Below are 3,217 nucleotides of genomic sequence, written 5' to 3' on the forward strand. Positions count from 1 at the left end.
GATAATCTTTTTCGGATTCAATCAATAATTGAACCGCTCTATCTCTGATTTCAGGGGTATATTTTGGTTTTTTCATCGGAACATTCTCTCAGGAAAGTTGGTCTCCGACAAACCCGGTACGGTTCAGTAATTTTTTGGTCTAAACAATTAAATAGTGGCGTGCAAACAGTAGAATAACCATGAATAATTTTATAATTAGTAATTAATACCTGAGAGCCTTCAAGCAAAAAATATAATCCACCTTCACCAAAGACTGGTAGATTGACTTTTGGCATTACATGCGAAAAGCCTCTAAATACAACTTCCAGACTTTCTAACTCTAATTCAATTGAATTCGTAAAAAAAATCCGCTGTTCTAGTGTCCAGCTATTAATCAATTTTAAAATTGCGGTACTAATATTTCGACTTTGATAGATATTTCCTCGCATTAGCCTAATCGATTGATATAGATCTGATACTTTATTTTTCTCTTGTTCCTGCAAGAATTTTTCAATGATTACTTCATCTGGATATTCCTCTAATTGTAAAATGACTTGTTCTAAATATTGATGATAATCTTTCAATAAAGTAATTTTTTCTTGCATAAGATTCTAATTTTCAAATATTTCTATAATTATAGACATTAATATATTTATGAAAACATGCTAAAAATAATCCATCCCCTTAAAACTTAAAAGAACCCCATGAAAAACCTAAAACCCCTCCTCCTAGCTTTGACCCTTGGCACAACAGCCATCACCACCCAAGCGACTGAACCCACCACCATCCAAGCCCCAAAACAAGTCGCGGGCTATTACCACCATCAAATCGGTAATACCCAAATCACCGCCCTACTTGATGGAACCAACTATCTAAATCCATCCATGTTTACAGGCTTAAGCGATGAAGAAAAAACCGACATTCTAAAGAAATATGCCGCGATCAATGACAAAGGCATTCAAACATCTGTGAATGCATTTCTGATAAATACAGGCAATCAACTATTGATGGTGGATAGCGGTGCAGCCAGCTGCTTTGGCACACATTTAGGTTCAATCTATAACAACCTCAAAGCATCAGGTTACAAGCCTGAACAAGTGAACGAGATTTTCCTGACGCATCTACACCCGGACCATGTCTGCGGTATTTCCAATAACGGCGTAGCGAATTATCCAAATGCCACGCTGCACATTGCCAAAACGGAATATGATTTCTGGCTGAGTCCAAATACAGTCAAAAAACTACCCAAGGACAAACAGGCTGGTTTCTTAGGTACAGTGGATAAAATTAAAGCTGCGCTTGCACCGTATGAAAAAGCCAAAAAGATTAAAGTCTTCTCAGATAAATCTTTAGCCTTTGGTGATATTCAATTTAAACCGTCTTTTGGTCATACCCCAGGGCATTACAGCTTTAAACTCAAAGCTGATGGTCAGGAAGTAGTATTTATTGGTGACATCGTGCATTCACACACTTTGCAGTTTGACAAACCAGAAACCTCGATTGAGTTTGATACTGATCCTCAAACAGCGGTACAGACACGTCTGAAACACTTTGCCGAATATGCCAAAGAAGGTCAGCTCATTGCAGCACCGCATTTACCTTTCCCGGGTTTAGGTCATATTTACTCTAAAGACGGTAAGAGTTATCAGTGGATTCCAGTATATTTTAAAGATTGATAAAAGATGAATAAAAATAATCCCCTCGCTTGAGGGGATTTTTGAGTTTATCTGCGTTTCAATTGTTCGCTGAACTTAAAATTGAATTTGATATTTCATCGGCAACAAAACGTTTACGTCCAGTCTGTTTGGCTTTAAACAGGTTTTTATCGACCATATTTAAAAAGTGTATTTTGTCATCTTTCTCTGTCGGACAAATACATTTCACCCCCAGACTTAAACTGACATTTTCTGAAATAGGAGATGCCCGATGGGGTAGATTTGCCTGATCGATCATACGAAGTATATTGTTTGCAATTTGAATCGCACCCTCTAAATCCGTTTCTGGCAATACAATCGCAAATTCCTCACCACCATAACGTGCCACCAGGTCGCGTGGACGTACACAGCAACTTTCCAACATCTGTGCAATCTGCTTGATACAGGCATCGCCAATAATATGCCCATTAAAATCATTGTATTGTTTAAAGAAATCGATATCGATCAAAATGACCGACAGTGGCTTTTGTTCACGTATTGCGTTGTTCCATTCACGTGAATAAAAATCATCAAATAAGCGTCGGTTGGCAATTTCAGTTAAACCATCTTTATAGGAAAATTCTTCCAGCTTGCGGTGCAATGCTTTTAGTTCCTCTTCCTTTTTCTTACGTTCAGAAATATCAAACATAAAACCGACTAAACGTTCAACTTCACCATTTTCCTTGCGTACCACATGAACTACATCACGAATCCAGCAATATCCACCGCTTGCCTTTAAGGCACGATAATCCGCTTCATGATCTATGCCGGCAATAGATTGCGACACACAATAATTAAGGACATGATCACGATCATCCCGGTGCATACGGTCTGCCCAGTCCTGCACCGATTTCCAGGAATCCTGTTCCCAGCCCAGTAACTTTTCAATTTGAGGGCCAATATAACTAAACTGTTTGGTGGCCCAGTCTATGCTCCAGGGTATGGCCAAAGTCGACTCTAATAATGTTTTATAAAACATGTCATTCGACAATTGCTGCTCATCAAACGGATTTTTCGGCATAGGACTACTCTAATTTGAATGGGCAAAAAAATATCTTCGCATGTTCTGGTTTTAGCATACAGGACATTTCAATACGCTCTTGATAATTAACCCGCTTGAAGCAGGTTCCCCAATAAAAGCTGCTTTTCACCACTAAACATTTTTACATTTCAAAATGATTATTTATTCTACAATTTCTCTCCAAAAAAAGTATATCCTTCAGATCGTTTAATATATTTTAAAAAGTAGTCAAAAATTTCTTATCCGAAATATCTCCTATAAATTTTCTAAAATATGCAGAATTCATTATGTTTAGATCAAAGAGCGAATAAGATTGTCTAGATTGCAGTCCAAACCTTGCACCTACCTAGCGACCTTCATATTCAACAAATTGTTTTGACCGGAAATTTGGTAAAGTAAAATAGACCTCTTGCGAAAGTCAAAACCACCTCAATCTAAGTTTCATGAGATATCAGAACTTAAACCGTTTTTCAGATTCTGAATTTAAACGCTTGGTTGGCGTACCTCGACCAGTTTTTACCGA

3 protein-coding genes are annotated in these 3,217 nt (G+C 37.7%); 1 reads left to right on the plus strand and 2 read right to left on the minus strand.

The window, feature by feature from the left end:
- Window positions 1–50: 50 nt before the first annotated feature.
- Entirely contained in the window at window positions 51–584 is a 534-nt protein-coding gene (locus FTU91_RS15950; protein ID WP_180082823.1) for a hypothetical protein, read from the minus strand.
- Between the two features lie 99 nt (window positions 585–683).
- Between FTU91_RS15950 and FTU91_RS15955 the strand changes: the two genes are divergently transcribed.
- The gene (locus FTU91_RS15955) at window positions 684–1,655 is read left to right on the plus strand and encodes an MBL fold metallo-hydrolase (protein WP_180082824.1); all 972 of its coding nucleotides are present in this window, start codon (window positions 684–686) and stop codon (window positions 1,653–1,655) included.
- 58 nt (window positions 1,656–1,713) lie between these two features.
- Here FTU91_RS15955 and FTU91_RS15960 read toward each other — a convergent pair whose 3' ends face one another.
- Window positions 1,714–2,694: a diguanylate cyclase gene (locus tag FTU91_RS15960; RefSeq protein ID WP_180042995.1), complete on the minus strand. Its 981-nt coding sequence runs from the start codon at window positions 2,692–2,694 to the stop codon at window positions 1,714–1,716.
- Between the last annotated feature and the right edge of the window lie 523 nt (window positions 2,695–3,217).

Origin of the sequence: Acinetobacter sp. YH12201, assembly GCF_013418145.1 — a bacterium.
Classification (GTDB): Bacteria; Pseudomonadota; Gammaproteobacteria; order Pseudomonadales; family Moraxellaceae; genus Acinetobacter.

What these genes read in the sequence shown, in the direction of transcription:
- FTU91_RS15950 (WP_180082823.1), bottom strand. Translation starts at nt 584, where the DNA reads ATGCAAGAAAAAATTACTTTATTGAAAGATTATCATCAATATTTAGAA.
- FTU91_RS15955 (WP_180082824.1), top strand. Translation starts at nt 684, where the DNA reads ATGAAAAACCTAAAACCCCTCCTCCTAGCTTTGACCCTTGGCACAACA.
- FTU91_RS15960 (WP_180042995.1), bottom strand. Translation starts at nt 2,694, where the DNA reads ATGCCGAAAAATCCGTTTGATGAGCAGCAATTGTCGAATGACATGTTT.